This is a genomic window from Bacillus sp. FMQ74 (assembly GCF_001875785.1).
Classification (GTDB): domain Bacteria; phylum Bacillota; class Bacilli; order Bacillales; family Bacillaceae; genus Bacillus; species Bacillus stercoris.
Genome location: NZ_MOEO01000003.1, coordinates 401,008 through 419,299, shown reverse-complemented (window position 1 = coordinate 419,299; position 18,292 = coordinate 401,008). Strand labels below are relative to the sequence as shown.

Sequence of the window (18,292 nt, the reverse complement as noted above, 5' to 3'; positions counted from 1 at the left end):
CTTGCTGTGATTTCTTCCTCATAAAGCTTAATCAACATAGATACATATTGATTAAGCCCCGCTTCAAATAATAATTCATCAAATTTAGAGCTATCAGATATAAAACTATGATAATCAGTATGAGAATTTATTAATTTTAATATCTTTTCAGAAGCCTCATTAAATTTGCGGTTTAAAAATAAATAAATCAAAGTCTTTCTTTTTTTTCTTATATCGCTACGTTGATCATTAACTAAACCATAATAGTCATTTTCCAATTGTTTTATTATCCCTATCTTATAAGCATAATCCTCAATAGTTTGATTAAACTCTCCATTCGCAAGCATAGCAGCTAAAACGGCAGACATAGCTGTAAGAGAACCTGCTTTTTGTTTCATCATTTGAATACATTCTTCTTCCGTCTCAGGAGAGTTCCTTAAATCCTCATGTTGTCCCTGCATAGCATTTAATGCATATTTTAAAGTTAGCCGATGAAATTCAGCGCTATTGCTAATAGAACAAATAGTTTCTAACCCTAAAGTATAAAGGGTAGTTGCAGCATTTAGAGCGAGAGAAGGATCAATTTTCATCCACTTTATTTCAATGTTGTCCTCATCCTCTAAATCATCAAATATATCGAAGGCTAAGATTAAAAGCTCTATTCCTCCTGCCAATGTTAAAATATGCGAAGAACGATTACCGCTTAATGCTACGTAATGCTTAAAAGAAAGGATACCAAAAGAAAAGTGATTTTTCTCATCGATAAAGTTGATTAAATACTCTTTCAAATCCAAATTCTGAATTTTTTCGTGTACAATCTCCTTCATCTTTTTTTTAATTGACATTTCATCTAAACACATTTCCTTACTAATTATTCTTCACCCTCCCATTCCATTTTACTAAATGGGACATTTAAAGGACAGCAGGTTTTTCGTTTTTTAACAATCATATAATACTTTATCCTTTTATTGTATGGGAAGAACGAAAAAAAAGACTTGTTTCCAAGTCTTTTTCACGAAATTTTCATTGCATAATTGTATTTATCGAGTTGATCGATGCTTTTGTTAATGTTTCGTAATGAATCTGTCGTTTCTTTAATATCAAGTTCGAGTCGGAATAACAATTGTTTTACTTCTTCAAGTTTCTTTTCCATCGTTTCCACACTCCTTTTTTTGAAAGATCAATGAATTGTGTATGGTGAACGAGTCCTAGGTATTTGATCTGTTACTAATAGTGTATCTGCTTTCGGCTCATTTTTCACCGAAAAGTATGCAAAAAGATCCTGCGTGACACCGCAAATATCAATAGGCCCTTATACTCAAAGAGATCACAACAAGAACGGGACTATTTTTCTATGTGCAGGAGCGGATATTTCTGCTCAAATTGAGAAAGATTCTTAATTCCCTTGATTTTAACGTGTTTCACATTTTTACCAAGCAAGACTATAGTCCTTCATACCGTATTTTCAAAATTGAATATGCGATTCTTGGCGTTTCCTGACCGACAAACACCGAAAAAGACCGCAACGCTAAAGTTGTGGTCTTTTCGCTTTGTCATATTCGGCAATTGGGGATCTATACATATAGAAACATCACTTTTGTGTGAGGTGCTCCCATGAGATATCGTTATCCCTGGTTTTACATGTATCCGTATGAGGTACGCCGCCCGCCCGCTCCTGCCTCCAACATAGATACTTTTATCCGTTCAGCAAGGCAGGCCGCAGGGATTTTTGCGGATGCTCAGCTGGTGCTCAGCCGCATTGCGGGCTCGCGGGAGCTCTCGCGCCGCATTCTGACCGCAGCCGAGCAGTCCGATAAACAAACCATAAAGCGCCTGATCAAACAAATGGGCGTCCGGCATGAAGTGGATACGGTCTTTAATCCCGACGGCATCTACATCAGTCTTATCGGTACGCAAAGCCGAATGATTCTTGCTTTGCGGTGGTCAGAGGAACGCAATCATTTTGCGTCCATAAGATTATGACACCATTCCAGAGCCTCAAGATAGCATTCATACGCTTCTTCTTTGTCCAGTTGATTGCCTAATTCCGAACAAGTGTCCCAGTTGTTGCTTTCAATTAATTTCACAAGTTCAAGCATTTGGTAGTAGTCGTTTTGATGGCCTAATAACGCTTGCCCGACTTCATCTTTTAAAGGCAATTCTTGTACAATTTCCTCTATTTCTCTATGCAGGAGCGTGTCTATGAGAGAAAACATTCCGATCAGCATATAAGAAGCAGGCTGCGGCCGGGATGTCTTCCTCGCCAGCAGTTCGCAAAGCTTTGCTCTTATCAAAGAAATCTTAATGATTTCGTGCTTGCTGGAATGCCCTTTTCTGCTTAAATCCTTAAAGGAAAGAATATAGATCCACCGTTTGATTTCATTAAATCCAAGCAGCATAATGGCCTGCTGAATGCTTTCAATTTTCTGGCTCAAACGGCTGTGGGATGAGTTTAAAAATTTTAAAATTTGATAGGACAGTGATAAATCCCGCTCTATGTATTCTGTCACACGCTTTATGTTAGGCTGCTCTTTGCTCAGTTCGTTAAGCAGTTCATAGTAAGAATAAAAATGAGTCGACAGGTCATGCCCGCTGATGATGCGCGGCTCGCTGAAAAAGTAGCCTTGGAATAATTGAAAGCCATCTTGAACTGCCTGTTTATATTCTTTTCGGGTCTCTACCTTTTCTGCTAAAAAAATTAAGCCGCTACAGCTGTAGGTTTGCAAAATTTTTCTGCGTTCCATACGTGTTGTTTTGAGAAAATCAATTTTCAATATATCAATATAGCTCATGAGCTTTTCCAATAAGTCCTCATTTTGCGGGTTTATTGCATAAAAATCATCGAGCGCCAGCATATACCCCATTTTTTTCAATTCTTTGCATCTAGAAATGAGGGCCGGCGTGATCGGTATATCTTCAAGGATTTCAATGACAAGCTGTTTCGGATTGAAGGAGGTGGGAAGATTCGAAAACATCAGGCTTTCCGTAAAATTAACAAAACAGCGTTTTCCTTCCGTCAGCTTCTCAATTCCGATGTTTAAAAAGCTGTTGATCACCAAATCTGTTGTTGCCTGATCGCCGTCTTTAGCGCTATATACGTTTTCTTCGCTTTCTCTATACAGCAGTTCATAAGCAACAACCTGTTCTTTTCTATTAAAAATAGGCTGTCTTGCAACAAACACCCTCATTGATTAATCCCCCTTACAATACGCGCGGCTTTCACCCCTAAGTATATCAAATATTTTGACGAAAATTGTCTAAACATGAAAAATAATATATTCATAAAGAAAACTGGCCCTTCGCGAACGAAAGGCCAGTTTTTGTTTATTCTTCCTCAAGCTCTTCTTCAATTCTGCTTTTCACTTCGTGGATCCGCTGCATTTTATTGCTCCAGCAGTCCTCGCTTAAATCAACCGGGTATTCCTCCGGCTTGCTGATTCTCTTATATTCCTCCCAAAGCAGGCTGAGGTTATCCTGCACATACTGCTGTATGTCTGAAATCTCAGGGTTTTGGTAGCAAAGAATACCCTTTTCAAAAATCAGCTCATGAAGATCCTTCGCATAAAAATTCGTGACAAATTTGCTGATGAATGTATGAACCGGATGGAACATTCTGAGCCGCTTCTGATCATTCACCTGCTCATCATAAAGGGCAATATAATCGCCTTCAGAATGATGGTTGGACTGATTGATAATTCGGTAGACTTTCTTTCTGCCCGGTGTCGTCACTTTTTCAGGATTGGATGAAATTTTGATCGTGTCGACCATTTTCCCGTCTTCTTCAATGGCAACGAGTTTATAAACTGCGCCGAGAGCCGGCTGGTCATAGGCAGTGATCAGCTTCGTACCGACACCCCAGACATCAATGCGCGCTCCCTGAGCCTTTAAATTCATAATGGTGTGCTCATCCAAATCGCTTGAAGCAATCACCTTCGCATCTGTAAATCCTGCTTCATCAAGCATTTTACGGGCTTTTTTTGACAGGTACGCCAAATCGCCGCTGTCCAGGCGGATGCCAATGAAATTAATGCGGTCGCCAAATTCCTTGGCAACCCTAATCGCATTCGGCATGCCTGAACGAAGCGTGTCATACGTGTCAACTAAAAAGACGCAATCCTTATGCGTTTCCGCGTATTTTTTGAAAGCTGTATATTCATCGCGGTAAGCCTGCACAAGCGCATGCGCATGTGTGCCGGAAACCGGGATATTAAAGCGCTTTCCGGCTCTTACATTGCTTGTCGCGCTAAAGCCGCCGATTAAGGCTGCTCTCGCTCCCCACATGGCCGCATCCATTTCATGTGCCCGCCTTGTTCCAAATTCAAGCGCAACTTCATCACCGATGACGCCTTTAATCCGGGCAGCCTTTGTTGCGATTAATGTTTGATAGTTCACAATGTTGAGCAGAGCCGTTTCAATCAGCTGCGCTTCTACCAGGGGCGCCTCCACCCTCATAATCGGCTCATTATTAAAAACAAGCTCTCCTTCTTTCATGGAGTAAAGTGAACCTGTAAAAGTCAAGCCGCGCAAATATTCGATAAAATCTTCATGATACCCCAGTTCATCCTGTAAATAACTCAAATCGCTATCCGTAAACTTGAAATTTTCCAGATACTCTATGGCTTTTTCCAAGCCCGCAAATACGGCATAGCCATTTTCAAACGGAAGCCTTCTGAAAAACAGCTCAAAAATCGCTTTCTTTTCATGAATGCCGTCTCTCCAGTACGTTTCCGCCATATTGATCTGATAAAGGTCTGTATGCAATGACAGGCTGTCATCTTTAAATCCGTACTCTAACACTGTTTTTCCCCTTCCTTACTCTGCCACTTGCGCTCCGATGCTATTTGCAAAATGGGAAAGAGCCCATGCGTGCCCCTCCTGATTAAAGCTGGCAACAGCCTGTTGATGCACAACAATCTGAAAACCTTTGTTGTATGCGTCAACGGCTGTATGCAACACACAAATATCTGTGCAGACACCGGCAAGATGCAGTTCGCCAATCTGCCGCTCTCTGAGTTTGAGCTCTAAATCAGTTCCCGCAAAAGCAGAATATCTCGTTTTTTCCATGTAGTAAACATTAGGTTTATGTTCATGTTTCTGATATAGAGGCAAAAGCTTTCCATACAGATCTTTTCCTTCCGTGCCTTTTATATTATGCGGAGGAAAAAGACGGGTTTCGGGGTGATATTGATCCCCTTCATCATGAGAATCTACTGCTAATACGACGTAATCACCATTTGTGATGAATTCTTCAGTTAAATTGACGATCGCCTCTTCAATCATTCTGCCGGGCTCCCCGCAGGTCAATTTTCCGTCACTCGCCACAAAGTCATTCGTATAATCAATACAAATAAGTGCTTTTTTCATAGCCGGCCTCCCCGCCATCAGTATGAGAACATTATATCTTATCTCCAGTTGTAAGTGAATTGCCATGAATAAAAAGACAAACGGCCCGTTTGTCTCTTAAGATTTCAGCACTGACCGATTATAAATGTCGTCCTGAATATATATCAATTCACGATTCACAGCGATGTCAGCCGCAATGACGAGGCCTAAAGGCGTATGAAACTGAAGATCAGATACAATCTTGAAGGGCACTCCGTACCGGTTCGCCATTTGGATATAAGGAGAGTAAGACTGATACTGAAGCTCTCCATTAATCGAAAGGGTGACGTTATGGCTGTTTTTCAGCTCGTGCTCCGCCTCTTTATACGGTTTGCTTCTAAGCACCTGTCCTTTCGTCAGTGCCAAAACGACTCTTTCTCTTAAAGAGCCTAAAAACAAATGGCGCTCATCAGGCTTTGTCTCCAAAGGCCCATACATTCCTTGCTGCAAATAGAGATCCATTTTATCTTCACTCAAAAGCCTGTCCTCCCGTCTTGTTTGTCTTCATTATCACCTGTTCAGGCAGGAGCTAAACTTTCAAGCACCGTTTACATTTCTGTTACCCAATGAATGATTTTTTTGGCCAGTTCACCAGCAGGGGCCTCCTCTGTATGCCGGCGCAACGAAGCTTCCAGCCGTTCAGGCAGAGTTGCTTTATCTTCTTCATAGGAAATGATCGTGCTCCACTCCAGCTGCGGTACCGCTACAAGCGTGCGCAGTTCTTTTCTGTTTTCATGCAGATACACGTCTGTGATCATTCCGGTTTGCGTATTGATATTTGCTTTTCTGATTTTCATAACATGACCTCTCTATTCAAAGACTACCCATATTATACAATAAAAAAGCAACAGCCTCTTATGAAAAGGCTGTTACCCGTTAAACGAAACTGTTTCATCAGTGATATCGGCATCTTTGAAGAGAGTTTTACTCGTTTGGTTGTTAATCTTCACAAAATCACCAAGCTGAAATGTGCCTGACCCCGCCCCTGAATGAGCGACGCTTTTGGGCGAAATCGCAAATACGTCTCCAAAGCTTGCCGCGGCATTACCCGTAACTGACATGATATAAATCGGCCCCACAATCGCAGGCATTTCCCCACCTCCGCATTGATTTACAGCATCATATGCAAAGAGCCGCAAATGGTGCCCGCCTATTCAGCGGGCTTTGCGTTTTCTTCGAGGCGTGACCGCTGGCGGAGTTTGATCAAGCGGACAATATTCAGGAAGAACGCCTTCACTACCGCATAAACCGGCACCGCTAAAATCATGCCGAGAATTCCGCCGAAGCTTCCCGCACCGATTAAAAGCAAAATAATCGTAAGCGGATGCGTATTCAGCCGTTTTCCGATCACAAGAGGAGACAGCAGGTTTCCGTCCAGCTGCTGAACGATGACGACCACAATAATCGCAAACAGCGCTTTGGCCGGCGAGTCCATAAAACCGACAATGACAGCCGGCGCGGCACCAAGAAAAGGCCCGACATAAGGAATGATATTGGTAATCGCCATGACAATCCCAAGAATCAGGGCATATGGCAGTCCGGCAATTAAATAGCCGATAAAGCACGCTGTCCCGACAAAAAGACAGATTAACAGCTGTCCCTGGAAATAGGCCGCAAGCGTATCTGCTAAATCTTTAAAAATCTTTAAGCCTTCTGTCCGATAAGAAGCCGGAAGAATTTTTACTGCCAAATGCGGAAAGCGGTGTCCGTCTTTCAGCATGTAAAAAAGGATAAATGGAACAGTAATAATAACAAGCGTGATGTTTGTCACGACGCCAAACACCGCAGATAAACTGGACGTGATATTTTGCGGCAGGTTTTGGAGAAAGCTTGTCAATGACTGTTCAATTTTTGATATCGATACATAATCCTGATTCATCATCCAGGTAAACCATTGAGAATGGGACAAATCCTTTGTCAGCGCCTGAATCTGTTTTATATAATCAGGAAGGTTGTTAAACAGCCCTGTCACCTGTGAGGTGATGACAGGCCCGACTGACGCTGAAACGAAGGCAAGCAAACCGATAAACAGTAAATAGATCAATAGAATGGATAATGTCCGCGGAATTTTTTTCTCAAGCAGGCGGACGACCGGATTAAATATGAAATACAAAATTCCCGCAATCAGCATCGGGAAAAACAATGTCGAGATAAAAACAATAAACGGCTGAAATACAAATGAAACTTTTGTTGCTACATAAATAATCAGCAAAACAAATAAAATCTGCAATGTCCAAAAATGGACTTTTGATTTCAACAAGCTTTGTTCCTCCTAGTTTTTCTTTGTCTGTCAGATAAAAGAACTTATACCCCATCATTGTAACAAAAATGAACTCATACCAGAACTCTTAATATAATGAAAGGAGTGTTGGTAATGAAGGCCGTGACATACGATACAGATTCAGAACTGGCTTATATCTATGTTCTTCCTCCGAAAAAGAACAGGAATGTACGGACTGAGGAGCTCAGAGTCAATGATTGTCTCCTGCTGGATATCAGCCAAGACGGCAAAATCGCCGGATTCGAATGTTTTGGTGAGGCAGCACGCCTCTGTGCCCCATTTGCCGGGAAATCCCGGCTGTATGTAAAAGATTCAGACGGTTATCATTTTCGTGTCTGCCAGCATGCTTCAATCCGTTCCTGCTATACGGTGCACGGTGTCACTTTCTGTTTTTCAGATGGTGACTATCAGGAATTTGCCGGTTTTGACCTTGACGGAATAATGTATCCAGTGCGTTTTTACAGCGCTTAACTGAAAAATAGGACGTCCTGTTGTACGCCTATTTTTCATGCGCAAGCACTGTTAGACCCGCTCACTGTAATCTGGCGTGACAGAAATCATGTGCTGGATTCTGATCAAACAAACAGAATTTCGGGCTCCTTCAATTGTGATATGGTCAGGTTTTACATCGATCAGTCTGCCTCTGACCGTATCTCGTACTGTCTGTATAACGAACCTTGAGCCGATGAGCTTTTTAATGGTCTGATAGACATAAGGATCGACTAAAGAGACCAGTTGCGGACTACCTTGGTTGACCATACTTTTATCCCCTTTGTGTGTTTTATCTCAGCTTATGCCGCGCTTATGGATAATGACACAGGCTTCCCTGATAAAACAAAGGGGTGCGGAGATTTTAGGAGAATACGTTTGGAAGCGGGTGTAAAGGAAGTGTGGATGAAGCGGAGACAGCGAAGAAAGCTGGCCGCTGTTCCGTACTTATACAGGCTTTATCACGGATGCCTGGGCTTGGTCGATTAATTGGTCCAGCTTTTCTATTTTTTTTCGTGCGGTTGAAGGATCAATTTGGCGGTAATGATGGTGGCCACCCGGCTCTTCATCCAGTTCGTCCGCTTTTTTGACAATCTGCTGCAGCGTGTTTTTATCTAATTCGCCTTCGGGCAAATAGGAATCTGTATGAAGCAAAATGGCTAGGGCAATCTCTTTTGCCGCTTTCGGTTCCTCACCAAGCCGAATCAGAAGCTTATGCGCCCGTTCTGCCCCTTTAATGGCATGGATGTCATTTCTTTTGTATTTCTCATAATCCCACTTTCCGTCTGTATACCATTCATAATGGCCGATGTCATGAAGCAGTGCCGCTTTTGCTGCTAAATCAGGATTGATGTCAGCCTTCACAGACAGCCTGTATGCATGATAAGCGCAGGCAATCGCATGTGCCACGCCGGAACGCTGAAGGTATTTTTGTGCAATTGGATGGGTGAAAACATCCATTAATGTAACCTTTCTCATGGAAACCCCTCCTTTAGATATTTTTAGAATCCTAACATAATTTGCAGAGAAACTCAATTCTTATGTCACATCAATTTGAACTTCTTATCATCATTGTTATACCCTAAAAGCAGCGTTTCAGTCAGTATATGCTGCTGTTCAATAAATGCTCTGGCTGCAGCCTTTTTATATAAAAAAAAGAGCAGAAAATATCTGCTCTACAAAAACTCTTTAATATCATAAATTCTTCCGTTTTCCGTCCCTTTTTCTAATAAAGAAAGCAGCGTGCCGGCAATAAAGTCCGGACTGCGAAGGCTTCCTGTTTCATTTAATTTCCGGAACCGTTCAATGTGGTGGAAATCCTTTTTCGATGAAGAACGGATGACGGCCTGCATCTCAGTGTCCATCACACCTGGTGAAAATGAAATCATGTGCACTGGCAGCTCTTCATCCTCCTGTTCAAATCCGAATGTTCTCGCAAACATGTCGAGCCCGGCTTTTGAACTGCAATACGCGCTCCATCCCTTATATGGATTTTTGGCGGCTCCTGATGTAATGTTGACAACCGTCTTTTTGCCGCTGTATGAAGCAAACCGTTTTGTAAACAGCTGACTCAAAAGCACGGGTGCAGTCAGGTTCAGCTGAAAATGGCGCTGAAGCTCGTCAAGAGACGCTTCGCCGGCACGTTTGATCGGTGTTACCATTCCGGCGTTATTGATTAGGGTAATACCGGAATAACGAGCTGGATCGATGGATGAGAGCAATGTTTCAAATTGCTGTTCGGCTTCTTCGAGATTGATGAGGTCTATTTGATGCTGCGTCAGTTTTTCGTGAGAGACATCCGCTTTCGTTCTGGATAATGCATGGACTTCATGGCCCTTCTCTAAAGCCTGTGATGCAATAGCTTGACCCAGCCCTTTTGACGCTCCGGTGATGATATAAAGTTCCATTGGAAACCTCCTTTTCCGTTATTATTGTACGGCACCGCTTTTACACAACACAAGCACGCAGCCTATGCCTTCTTGTTTTCCTGTGCTGTGACTTTTGGGATGAGGAACACGATGCCTGCAATTCCGAGCAGGATCAGTACGACATAGATCATCGGCAGCAGCAATGATGAAGTTTCTTGTTCATTCTCTGTTTCCGTTGATGACGCCTTTGTCATTGGCTTTTCAGCAAATGTAATTCCAAGCTGTTTCGACTGGGACGCAATCGTGTTGGAATCCTGGGCATTTGTTGATGTAAACAAATCTTTTATCAGCTCGGCGTCCTTGTCCTTCGGTTTATCAAAAGTGATATCCTTCTGTTCCTCAGGCAGTTCCGTTTTCTCTTCATAGTAGGTATCTTCATGTAAATAATTCGTATCAATTTCGATGTCTTTCTTCTCATACTGGTTTGGCGCGACATCTGTATTTTCTTCGGTTTGGGCAGCGGCGGCAGAGGGTATGAAAAGGGAAAAGGAGAACATACAAATCATGATCCCCTTTTCCATGATGCGATTACGCTTCATACGTTTCATCGCTTTCTGCTGTGTGTTCAGCCATCAGCCGGATAATCAGCGGCAGAGCCGCGGCAATCACCGTAATGATTAGCAGAACTGTTATTCCCATTGTAAACAAGTGCCCAGTACCGTACTGGATGTCGATATATACTTTCGAAACCGGATCTTCAAATGTAAAGTTCGGCATGATCAAATCAATAAGCGGTGCAACATAGAATAGAATCATTGCCGCTGAAGCAACCCATCCAGGGATCGATCCGAATCTGAACGCCGTCCGGATGAAGGCAGAGCTTGCGACCAGCAATAGAATCGTAAACACTGACCACTTAATCGTCTGATCGTCCGGCAGTGAATAAATATTCAAACCGAACAAGCTGATCATGAGTCCGACAAGGATATTCAGAATTCCGAATAACGCTCCTTTGACGAGAAGCGGTGCGTTTTGGTAATACGAGCTGAAATAGCCGATTAACAGACTGCTGATCAACACAATGACAAGGATGACAACCGGCGGTACCGTCTGAATTTTCTCTTCCGGAACCTCTCCGCTGATTTTAAGCGGATTCGCCAAGTAATCATATACATAGCCATTGTTTTGCCCGTCTACTAATGTATTTCCGAGTATGCCGTATACGTCATTGCGCACGAGTTTTGTGGAGGCGACATTTTTCCCCCAGTTGTTGTTTAAGGTGTCGGCTTTCGCTTGAACATCATTGACGCTTTGCTGCATATTGGTTGTGTAATCAATGATGCCTGACTGGCGATCAGACAATGAACCCATCATGTCTGACATTTGCAGCACTTCCTGGCCAACTGTATCTTGAACACTCAGTGCCATTGTGCCAGACAGCCCATCGTTGCTGAACGTCGCAGATTCCTGCGTTGCGCCCGTTACCAGCTGTTCTGTCGCTTTTGCGGCACTTTCAGAGATTTTCGTCAGTTCGTCGAGAACACCTGCTTGAGAGTCACGGATAAAGCCGCTGTAGTCATCGGCAAATTTGGTCATTCCGTCGATGAAGCTGTTAATGTCTTCATCAGTTTGCATCGTGTTGTTTTTCAAATCTTCCCAGCTGGCTGATTCTGCAGGTGTGAGAGCCAGGACTGATTTGACATTGCCCTGCTGGCCGTTAATAGCACCGGCTTTTGCAGCACTGTCTATCGTACCTGATAATACAGAGTCATAAACAGACAAATATTTATAGTATCTCATTAGAGCGGAGATGCTTTCTGTATTGATTTCTCCTGAGAATTGAAGCTGATCTTTATTTTCAAGCTCGCGAATCGCATTGTAAATCCCTTCAAACTCCCGCTTCCGTTTCGCTTCGAGATTTTCAAGTTTACCTTCGAGCTTTTTCACTTTGTCTTTCAGGTAATCAATTTCATCATTGAGACCATCCATTTGCTCTTTTAGTTCCTCTAACTTCTTTTTCAACTCTTCATTATGGGCAGTTTCTTTTTCTTTGAGCTCTTCTTCAATTTGCTTGATTCGCTCAGATGCTTTGCTGAGCTGTTCTTTTGCTTTGGCGATATCAGAAATGTCGTCGTTTCCTGGTTGATCTTGGTCCCCAGGCTCCGTCGTATCTCCGCCGCTACCGGTATCTCCTGAATCTCCGGTTCCGCCTTCATTTGCCAGCTTGATAAATTGAAGGGCTGAATCAGATGATGCAGTCTGTTCGGCAGATGTGCCCGTTTCAGTTTTTCCGCTGTCTGACGCATCGCCGGTCTGCTCCTGACCGTCTGTTCCCTGCTGCTGGTCTTGATCCTGAGTACTACCGTCCGTTTGTCCGTCATTACCGGCATCATCGTTTCCAGTGTTTCCCTTTGTATCATCGGGATTTGTACTGCCCCCGTCATCAGGTTTTTCTGGATTATCGGTGGACGGATCGTCTGGTTCAGTACCCGGGTCCTCCGGTGTTGGATCCTCTTTTTCAGGCTCCTTCAGATTGTCTGAAATGTCTTGAATGTCAGCGGCGATATTTTTCAGTTCTTCACGCTGTTTTTCAAGATCTATTTTGAGTTTTTCAGGATCTTCTTCTTTCGGGTCTTTATCTTTATCATTGCTGTCAGAGCCATCGTCTATGACTGGGTCGTCCCCTTTTGCAACTGTCAATGCCTGACGTGCCGGGACAAGCAATTCATAAACCTGATTTAGTGCAGCCTGTCTTGATGCGATCTGATATTGATCAATTAAATCACTTTGGATTTTCGCCATGCCAAATTCCTGCTGAGGCACTTGATCTTCCCTAATTTGCTGGGCGTTTGCCAGCACATTGCTGGTTTGCCCGAGCTGTGTCTTCACTTGGCCGATCCCAGTTGCCAATCCGCTCATGCGTTCGCTGAACTGATTCGCCTTTTGCTGTGCTTGGATGGCATCCAGGCCTGTCCGGATTTGCTGCTGTGTTGAATCTTGGGCTGCCAAAAGCAGCTTTTTCTGATTCTCTTGATATTCTTTGTATCTTTCAACTGTATCAATGAATTCTTTCAGCGTGTTTTTGGCTTCCTCCGCTGTAGAAGCTTTTTCTTTTGTCGTGCCTTGCGCTTCGTTCATTGATTTCTTCAGCTCATCGATTAAGTCTTTTTGCTGTTTGATTTCACCTGCTAAATCATTAGAGCTTGGTTTGTAAAAGTTGTACATGACATTCTGGAATTCAGATTCTTTATTGACGATTTTGTCAAATTCTCCTCTGATGTTGTCCACTTTTTGCGACACAAAGTTCCAGTATAAGGCTGACATTTTTTTGTTCATTGTCTTTTGGGCATCCTCAAGCTCACGCTGAACTTTTTCTTTGTTGACCGCATTCAGGTTATCTTGAATGCTGAATTCAAGCGTTGCTTTTTGTGGATGGTCTTTGTCATAGCTCAAAATGTTTTTTGAGAAGTCTGAGGGAATGTAGACGATCGCATCGTATTTCTTTGAAGCGAGACCGGTCTCAGCCGCGCTTCGGTTTACGACCGTCCACGAATAATCAGGACGTTCACCCAGAACAGCTGCTACTTCCTTGCCGAACTGGGCGGATTTGTCCTCTTCATCAGACTTTACCTCATCACTCAATACGCCAGTGTCTTCATTTACCACCGCGATTTGCCGGGTGGAATTGACTGCTTTTTTCGTCGGATCGTCTCCGATAAATCGGAAAAACAAAACCGGCAGCAGCAAAATAATGATGACGGCGGATATTAACTTGATCAAGCTTTTTCGTTGTTCTGTCATCTAGCACTCTCCCTTTCAGCAGAACATAAAGGAATTTGAACTTTTTGCTCCTTCCCGTTTTCCACAACATATCCGAAGCCCGGCTGAATCTCAGGCTCCTGTCTTTGGTACGGGAGAGGAATGACATTTTGCTCAGTCTTTTTCATCAGCAGAATCGCGTGGCGGATTTGCTTCATCTCAGTCGTCAAGGAGTCATAGCCTTTTGAGAATTCGCTGTGGTTACCGCCCGGGATAAAGCTGAAGCCAAGATGGGCGTATGATTTCATGAAGTTAGCGAGACGGTCTTGTATTCTCGTATCAATCGTCTGCTGGAATCTCGTAATCCCGTCAATCATCAGCACCACTTGTGAGAATCGCAGATTGTGCGCGTCTCCTTGGCGGACGGCTTCTACATACATGGCTTCTCTTGTTTTGAAAATGTCTTCTGCTGTTTCAATCCACTGCTCAATATCTTCTTTCGTTTCCAAATATGAAACATCTGATTCCTTCGCATAATGAGATAAGCCGCGGTCAATCGAGTCAAACAGGCCGATCATTTCGGTTTCATCATCAATCAGATGTTCGAGCATTACTTTTAGGACGTTTGTTTTCCCGCGCTGAGTCTGGCCTAAAATCAGGCAGTGCTTATGCTTGCCCAAATCAAAATAGACTGGGCTGACTGTTTCTTCATGAAGCCCGATCGGTACAGATAAAGGCTTGCGTTCCAGCTTGAAGCGGAGAGAAAATTCTCTCGTCGACAAGCTCTCAGGCAGCATCGGAATCGGTGCCGGCTGCTCCATTGAAGCAAAGCGCTCTTGAAGTTTCTGAACGTCTGATTTCAGCCCGTTGAACATGCCGATATCATCATCAGCGTCAACAGGCAGGAACATTTGCGCGAAATAAAGCTCTTCTTTTTGAATGATGACGCGCCCCGGGATCGGCTCAAGATTAAACTTCGGACGGCCGTATATGGAATATCCTTCTGATTGATCCATGAGATAATGGACAACCTTTGTTTTCAAGTTATTTAACAATGATTGGCGGACAGCATTCACCCGCGTTGCTGTCAGCATAAAGTAGATACCCAAGCTCTGCCCGTCTCTGGAAAGCTGGACAAATTCCGATTCAAGCTCATGCATCTCATCCTTGACAATGTCAAAGTTGTCAATGGTGATGAAAATGAACGGAAGCTCTTCCTCGCTCAGCGCATTGTACATTTTGATGTGGCTGATTTCTTTTTCCCTGAACAAACGTTTACGGCGGTCAATTTCTTCTTTGATGCGAATCATGAACTTTTCAATTTTTCTTGACTGGTCCATCAGGAAGTAATCCGCTGTATGCGGGAGCTTCGCTAATGGCAGCAGCGTTCCGTTTCCGAAATCAAAGATATAGACATGAAGCTCTTCAGGTGTGTATACGTCCGCAAAGCTCATCAGAAACGTTGCAGCTGCAATCGATTTTCCGTAGCCCGAAGAGCCGAATATGCCAATATTTCCGTCTTCCATCATCTTATAAGCAATTGGCGCCTGTCTTTGCAGATCAGGTTCATCGACATACGCAAAGTGGAAATGGTCTTTTTCGTCTGAAGGGAAAAGAGTGCGCGGAATACGTTCCGCAAGCGGCGGCAGCCAAGGGCTTGGCAGCTTCTCGATTCCCATTTCACCTTGGATGCGTTCAATTTCGTCAACGACAGCTTCGATTTCAGTTTGAACGTCTTTTTTCGCGTTATCTTCGGTATCAACCTCAGAAAGCGGGATCAGACCAGTATCTGTGACGATCGCGATTTCATCCTCTGTTCCGTAGACTTCCTCTAAGTAAGGCGCCCCGCTCCATGCAGATTGGAACAGCTCATACACTTCATTGTTTCCGACCTGCAAATAGCCGCGGCCTGTTACGGTAATGTTTGCGGCATCGCTGTTTTTCAAAATTTCTTTACTGTCAGTGGCATCCTGGACCTTGAGCGCTACTTTAAAGCGCGAGTTACTCCAGATCTGGTCGTCGATGATGCCGCCTGGCTTCTGTGTCGCCAAAATCAAATGAACGCCGAGGCTTCGCCCGATACGCGCGGCGCTGACAAGCTCCCTGATAAAATCAGGCTCCTCGCTTTTCAGCTCGGCAAACTCATCAGAAATTAAGAACAAGTGAGGCATCGCCACTTCTGCTTTCCCTTGCTTGTACAGCTTGGTATAGTCATTGATGTGATTGACTTGATACTGGTCAAACAGACGCTGCCTTTTTTTCAGCTCGCTTTTAATGGAAGCAAGCGCACGCATACTGAAGTTTTTGCTTCCTTCAATATTTGTGATCGTGCCGAGGAGGTGGGGAATGTTGCGGAACGGCTGTGCCATTCCCCCGCCCTTATAGTCAATTAATAAGAAAGCCGCTTCGTGCGGATGAAAATGCACCGCAAGTGACAGGATGTAGGTCTGGAGAAATTCACTTTTCCCAGATCCCGTTGTCCCGGCAAGCAAGCCGTGCGGACCGTGTGCTTTTTCGTGAAGGTTCAGATACACAATGTCATCTTTCCCTTTATAGCCGATCGGCACTGACAGCGACTTCGACGATTCGCTCGTCAGCCATCTTTGCTGAATGCCGATTTCTTTTACTTCCTTCGCATGAAAAAGCTCCAGGAACGATACCGTTTCCGGAATGGAATTCGTGATGCCGACCTGGTGGTTCAGCGTCCGCAGCGTGCGTGAGAACCGTTCGTTGTCCTCACGCTGATGATGATCAAGACGGAACGGGATTCTTACCGCTTTTTTCTTTTGAATTAAAATGTCGCCTTCATGCTCATTGATGTAGCGGACAAGGGTCGTAATGTTTTCCGACAGGCTTTCCTTTGTTTCCGCAGCGACAATTGTCGAGATGCCCAGATGCTCATGCTGTCCTTCTAAATATTCGAGAATGACATGCTCAGAGATCAGCTGCTGATTCGTGATGACAAATACAAAATGCGGTTTGAACTGCAGTTTTTCTTTGTCATCTTCAAGATCGCGCTCTCTGATCAATTCGTAAAGTGAAGACAGGAGCTGATCTCGCGTTTGCTCATTATAAATAAATCCTTTTGCATAAATATGGGGCATTTGAAATTGCGGAAGCCACTTCATCCACTCCCAGTCTTTATACTCTTCTTCATGAAAAATAAAAACGAAACGCAAATCGTGATAGCTGTTAAAGAACGACAGCTGTCCGATCAGCTGGTGAATCTCATTTTTTACAATTTGCGATTTACCGACAAGCCCCATCGGACCTTCTGCCAAATCGACCGTAACCGGTGCATTTCGGATGTCCTTATAGACGCGCTGCATGTGCTGCGACTTCTCCATGAGGTCATCGATATCACGATTCGCCAAGTCTCCGCCGCTCATATTGATTTCATAGCTTGATGGGACTGTCCCCGTCCCAAGCCGCAGCTGGAGATAATCCTTGCTTTCAAGTGATTTTTCCCAGATCCGGTCACTGATTTCACTTGTTAAGTATTTCATTTTTTCAAATGAAGGAAAGTGAAATTCAAGAACCTGCTTTTGCTTCTCAGCAAGTGCCTGAAGCTCTTTCCGTTTATTGTCTAAGTAAAGCTTGTATACACGCTCCCGTTTTTCCTCGCGTTTTTTCCGCTGGTTCTTATCCCGGAAATATTGCACTGTCGAGGTAATAAGAGTCATCATAAACATCGCCAAAGAAACAAGTATAAATATGCCTCGCGGCTGGATGATGGCGACTACGCCCATCACGATCAGCATCACAAGCGGAGGCAGGATGACGAGCCACAGCCCTCTGTTGGTTTGATCGCTCTCCTGAGAGGGAAAACTAAAGGAAACGCGGTCATCCGGCAGATCGTACACCATCCGGGGCGTTCTTCTGTACTGCGGATATTTTTTCTGCATCTCTGTACTAGGTTTGACTGTTTCTGTTAACGCTGTTTCAAAATGGGCAAAATGAACAATCTCTAAAAGGTCTTGTTCCGTCACACTCATTTGCGTGAAGTTCCAGAATATTTCATCCCCCGGCTTGATCGGCGTATTAGCGTTGATCTTCTCTCCGTTCAAGAAGATCGTTCCGCTTTCAGGGCGAATCGACCAGCTGCCGCCGGCACGAAGCAAAGAAAACGTGCTTTGTTCTGCAAATGCAAAATCTTGCGGATTCAGATAAATATCTGCATTCGTTTTTTCTGAGGAACATACAATTTCATCCCGGTTTCCCGTAAAATAAACGGATTTCTTAGGTTCACTGCCCGTCAATATCAAGCGTATATCCTGCTGATCCGTTTGGAGAGTAAATGATGTATCCGTCTCAATCGTGCCGAGAGAATCATTTCCCAGGAAAACTTCGTATTGGCCGCCGGATTCCTTTCTTTGAAGAGAAATGACTCCGCTATTAAATGGAATGGCGCTGATCGTAACGGAATCTTTCACATCAGGCCCAATGGTCACCGGATGAGACGACGGGAGGTTAGACAGATTTAATTTTTGAACGTTATTTCGGTAAAAAACCCATAATAGACTCAAATGGCGAA

At 43.8% G+C, this 18,292-nt stretch carries 17 protein-coding genes and 1 pseudogene; 3 read left to right on the top strand and 15 right to left on the bottom strand.

Annotated features, from left to right (window positions below):
* Positions 1–824, bottom strand: an 824-nt coding sequence (locus BLL41_RS08960) for a polyprenyl synthetase family protein (RefSeq protein ID WP_256252410.1), incomplete at its 3' end; no start/stop codon positions are given.
* A gap of 167 nt (positions 825–991) precedes the next feature.
* On the bottom strand, positions 992–1,132 hold the full coding sequence (gene degQ, locus BLL41_RS08955) for a degradation enzyme regulation protein DegQ (RefSeq protein WP_003220708.1): 141 nt from the start codon (positions 1,130–1,132) through the stop codon (positions 992–994).
* Between the two features lie 221 nt (positions 1,133–1,353).
* Here degQ and BLL41_RS22570 point away from each other — a divergent pair, with 221 nt between their 5' ends.
* Both BLL41_RS22570 and BLL41_RS08950 read left to right on the top strand, forming a co-directional pair.
* Entirely contained in the window at positions 1,354–1,479 is a 126-nt protein-coding gene (locus tag BLL41_RS22570; RefSeq protein WP_141770195.1) for a hypothetical protein, read from the top strand.
* 114 nt (positions 1,480–1,593) lie between these two features.
* Positions 1,594–1,962 (top strand): YuzC family spore coat inner layer protein, encoded by a 369-nt coding sequence (locus tag BLL41_RS08950; protein WP_071577563.1) that lies wholly within the window; start codon positions 1,594–1,596, stop codon positions 1,960–1,962.
* Here BLL41_RS08950 and pdeH read toward each other — a convergent pair.
* The 7 genes from pdeH to BLL41_RS08915 form a co-directional block, all read right to left on the bottom strand.
* Entirely contained in the window at positions 1,938–3,167 is a 1,230-nt protein-coding gene (pdeH, locus tag BLL41_RS08945; RefSeq protein WP_071577562.1) for a cyclic di-GMP phosphodiesterase, read from the bottom strand. The genes BLL41_RS08950 and pdeH overlap by 25 nt on opposite strands.
* Before the next feature lie 136 nt (positions 3,168–3,303).
* Positions 3,304–4,776, bottom strand: a complete 1,473-nt coding sequence (locus BLL41_RS08940) for a nicotinate phosphoribosyltransferase (RefSeq protein ID WP_071577561.1) — start codon at positions 4,774–4,776, stop codon at positions 3,304–3,306.
* Between the two features lie 15 nt (positions 4,777–4,791).
* Positions 4,792–5,343, bottom strand: coding sequence for a cysteine hydrolase family protein (locus BLL41_RS08935; RefSeq protein WP_014665196.1), 552 nt, complete (start codon positions 5,341–5,343; stop codon positions 4,792–4,794).
* A 96-nt stretch (positions 5,344–5,439) separates the two neighbouring features.
* Entirely contained in the window at positions 5,440–5,838 is a 399-nt protein-coding gene (locus BLL41_RS08930) for a YueI family protein (RefSeq protein ID WP_071577560.1), read from the bottom strand.
* Positions 5,839–5,909: 71 nt separating this feature from the next.
* Positions 5,910–6,158, bottom strand: coding sequence for a YueH family protein (locus BLL41_RS08925; RefSeq protein WP_071577559.1), 249 nt, complete (start codon positions 6,156–6,158; stop codon positions 5,910–5,912).
* Positions 6,159–6,230: 72 nt separating this feature from the next.
* The gene (locus BLL41_RS08920) at positions 6,231–6,452 is read right to left on the bottom strand and encodes a spore germination protein (protein WP_014477839.1); all 222 of its coding nucleotides are present in this window, start codon (positions 6,450–6,452) and stop codon (positions 6,231–6,233) included.
* 59 nt (positions 6,453–6,511) lie between these two features.
* The gene (locus BLL41_RS08915) at positions 6,512–7,621 is read right to left on the bottom strand and encodes an AI-2E family transporter (protein WP_071577558.1); all 1,110 of its coding nucleotides are present in this window, start codon (positions 7,619–7,621) and stop codon (positions 6,512–6,514) included.
* A gap of 114 nt (positions 7,622–7,735) precedes the next feature.
* On the opposite strand from BLL41_RS08915, the pseudogene BLL41_RS08910 reads away from it, so the two are divergent.
* Positions 7,736–8,124: pseudogene (locus BLL41_RS08910) on the top strand (DUF2283 domain-containing protein).
* Positions 8,125–8,164: 40 nt separating this feature from the next.
* On the opposite strand, the gene BLL41_RS08905 reads toward BLL41_RS08910, so the two are convergent.
* From BLL41_RS08905 to essC, 6 genes are all read right to left on the bottom strand, one after another.
* Positions 8,165–8,401: a YuzF family protein gene (locus BLL41_RS08905; protein WP_003220677.1), complete on the bottom strand. Its 237-nt coding sequence runs from the start codon at positions 8,399–8,401 to the stop codon at positions 8,165–8,167.
* A gap of 177 nt (positions 8,402–8,578) precedes the next feature.
* Positions 8,579–9,109: an HD domain-containing protein gene (locus BLL41_RS08900; RefSeq protein WP_003244444.1), complete on the bottom strand. Its 531-nt coding sequence runs from the start codon at positions 9,107–9,109 to the stop codon at positions 8,579–8,581.
* 197 nt (positions 9,110–9,306) lie between these two features.
* Positions 9,307–10,038 (bottom strand): (S)-benzoin forming benzil reductase, encoded by a 732-nt coding sequence (locus BLL41_RS08895; RefSeq protein WP_071577557.1) that lies wholly within the window; start codon positions 10,036–10,038, stop codon positions 9,307–9,309.
* A gap of 62 nt (positions 10,039–10,100) precedes the next feature.
* Positions 10,101–10,556, bottom strand: coding sequence for a type VII secretion protein EssA (gene essA / locus BLL41_RS08890; protein WP_083427975.1), 456 nt, complete (start codon positions 10,554–10,556; stop codon positions 10,101–10,103).
* 31 nt (positions 10,557–10,587) lie between these two features.
* A complete protein-coding gene (gene esaA, locus BLL41_RS08885) occupies positions 10,588–13,800 on the bottom strand; it encodes a type VII secretion protein EsaA (protein WP_071577556.1) in 3,213 nt (1,070 codons plus the stop codon).
* Complete coding sequence (gene essC / locus BLL41_RS08880; protein WP_071577555.1) at positions 13,797–18,284, bottom strand: type VII secretion protein EssC; 4,488 nt, start codon at positions 18,282–18,284, stop codon at positions 13,797–13,799. The genes esaA and essC overlap by 4 nt, the downstream gene beginning before the upstream one ends.
* Positions 18,285–18,292 lie beyond the last annotated feature (8 nt).